Origin of the sequence: Agromyces binzhouensis (assembly GCF_004135055.1) — a bacterium.
GTDB classification, from domain to species: Bacteria; Actinomycetota; Actinomycetes; order Actinomycetales; family Microbacteriaceae; genus Agromyces; species Agromyces binzhouensis.
The window spans coordinates 1-2,465 of the sequence record NZ_SDPL01000446.1; the positions used below are offsets into that span (position 1 = coordinate 1).

3 protein-coding genes are annotated in these 2,465 nt (G+C 74.6%); all 3 read right to left on the minus strand.

The window, feature by feature from the left end; translation table 11 throughout:
- The coding region (locus ESO86_RS15455; RefSeq protein WP_165307998.1) for a phytoene desaturase family protein at window positions 1-617 on the minus strand (617 nt) is incomplete at its 3' end.
- Window positions 618-934: 317 nt separating this feature from the next.
- Window positions 935-1,984 (minus strand): LLM class F420-dependent oxidoreductase, encoded by a 1,050-nt coding sequence (locus tag ESO86_RS15460; protein WP_129235769.1) that lies wholly within the window; start codon window positions 1,982-1,984, stop codon window positions 935-937.
- A gap of 69 nt (window positions 1,985-2,053) precedes the next feature.
- A partial coding sequence (locus ESO86_RS15465; protein ID WP_165308000.1) for an anti-sigma factor occupies window positions 2,054-2,465 on the minus strand: 412 nt, incomplete at its 5' end.

Genomic DNA, 2,465 nt, shown 5'->3' on the forward strand with positions numbered 1-2,465 from the left:
GTGGTGAGCACGAGGCCCGTGCCGGCGGTCCCGAGGCTCGGCAGCGGGCGGATCGCGTGCGCCGCGACGCCGGTCAGCATCGCCGGTGCCACGTCGCCCCGGAAGCGCAGGTTCCACGCCGGCGTGCCCTGCTCCAGCGCCCGCGCTCCGAACCGGGTGGCGACGAGCGGATGCCGCGGCACGCGCAGCAGCGTCGACCCCGTGAACTCGGTCACGGCCTCCTCGTGGGCGACGAGCGGGGCGATCAGGCGCCGGTACGCGCGGCCGTCGCGACCGAGGTCGTCGACCGTGCGGTCGAGGTCGCGCCAGGCCAGGCCCGCGCGTCCGCCGTCGAGCGGGTGGGCGAAGGAGAGCTCGGGGACCCGCAGCTCGATGCGCCGCTCGAGGCCGAAGGCGCGGAAGAACGGCGATGCGAGCGCCATCGGGTGGACGGCCGAGCACACGTCGTGGCGGAACCCGGGCAGCGTCAGCTCCGCGGTGCGGGCGCCTCCCCCCGGTTCCGTCGCCGCCTCGTGGACGCGGACCGACAGGCCGGCGCGGGCGAGCGTCACGGCGGCGGCGAGCCCGTTGGGCCCCGACCCCACCACGATCGCGTCGACGGCGTCACCCCGGGCCATCCGACCTCCCCGTCCGCGTGCGTGCGCTGCGCGTTCGGCACCATGATGTCACGCGACGGGCGTGTCGACGGCGAGCGGCGGACCGGGGCACCGCCGTGGGGGAACGGGGACGTGCTGGGCCCCGATGCCCCGACGCGGCGGCTCCTCCCCAGGTGTCCCCTTCCGCACTGCCACGTGCGGTGCACTGAGCGTACGTCCGCGACCGGGCGCTGGGAACACCCTCGAACGGGGGGCGTTGCGGCGTGGCGGCGATGCCCGCGACGCGGGGGTCCCGCGCGTGGATCCGGCGAGCCGACCGCGGCTCCCCGCGACGTCGGCTAGCCGACGATGCGGCGCAGTCCCGCCATGAGCGCGAGTCGCTCGTCGGCATCGCGTCCGAGCGGCGTCGCGTTCAGCGTCGTGACCCCGGCCCGCGCGAACGCGTCGACGCGCTCGGCGACCTCGGCGGGCGAGCCGATGAGGGAGATCGCGCGAACCAGTTCGTCGGGCACGGCGGCCACCGCCTCGTCGCGACGGCCGTCGAGGTAGAGGTCCTGGATGCGCTCGGCCTCCGCGGCGAAGCCGTAGCTCGCGATCAGGTCGTTGTAGAAGTTCTTCCCCCGCGCGCCCATGCCGCCGATGTACAGGGCGAGGTTCGGCTTGACCGCCGCGATCGCCGCCTCGATCAGTTCGGGTCGGTCGGTGATCGCGAGCGCGGGGCTCGCGAACACGTCGAGTGCTCCGAGCTCGGGCGCCCGGCGCGCTCGGCCCGCTTCGAGCGACGCGCCCCACACGTCGGCCGCGCGCTCGGGGTGGAAGAACATCGGCAGCCAGCCCTCCGCGATCTCGGCCGTCTGCTCGACCGACTTCGGGCCGAGCGAGGCGATCGTGATGGGGATCCGCTCGCGCACCGGCTCGTTGATGAGCTTCAGCGGCTTGCCGAGGCCCGTGCCGCGACCCGCGGCGAGCGGGATCGTGTAGTTCCTCCCCTCGTGGACGACGCGCTCGCGGCGCCACACCATGCGGCACACGTCGACGATCTCGCGCATGCGGCCGAGGGGCGCGTCGTAGGGCACGCCGTGGAAGCCCTCGATGACCTGCGGGCCCGAGGCGCCGATGCCGAGCTCGAAGCGGCCCTCCGAGACGTAGTCGAGGCCGGCGGCGGTCATCGCCGTGAGCGAGGGCGTGCGGGTGTACAGCTGCAGGATGCCGCTCATCAGCGTCATGCGCGAGGTGCGGGCCGCGAGGAAGCCGAGCTGGCTCACCGCGTCGAACGAGTAGACCTCGGGGACGACGACGAGGTCGACGCCGGCGCGCTCGAGCTCGGCGACCTCGGCTGCGGCGTCGCGGAAGCCGCCTGCGTAGCTCAGGAACATGCCGATGCGCATGCGTCACTCCTCGTCGTCGGGGGTGTGGGTCCGGGGGCGCGCAGCCCCCTCAGACCCTAGCCGAACCGATCAGGTCTCGACGACGACGATGGGGTCGGTGGTCGGCGCCTCGGAGCCGCCCGCCGGTTCGACCGTCATGCCGACGACGACCCCCGGAGTGAAGTCCCCCTCGAGCACGACGAAGGCCTCGCCCGCGTCCGGGTCGAACGTGCCGGCCGGCCGCGCCCCGCCCTCGTCGATGTACCAGAGCTCGTACGTCGAGGCCGAGCCGACTTCGGGCAGGTCGGACGCCCGCACGGCGGATCGTCCGAGTTCCTCGGACCACACGATCGTGACCTCGCCGCCGTCGGCGGACGCCACCGTGACCGACTCGGCGTCGGGGGCCTCCGCGATCGCCTGGACCGACCGCTGCGCGCCCCACCCCGCCGGGCCCGGCCAGTTCACGCCGACCACGGCGCCCGCGATGACGAGCACGGCGGCC

Bases quoted from the DNA above. Each gene is read 5' to 3' on its own strand.
- ESO86_RS15460 (WP_129235769.1), bottom strand. From the start codon at position 1,984: ATGCGCATCGGCATGTTCCTGAGCTACGCAGGCGGCTTCCGCGACGCC.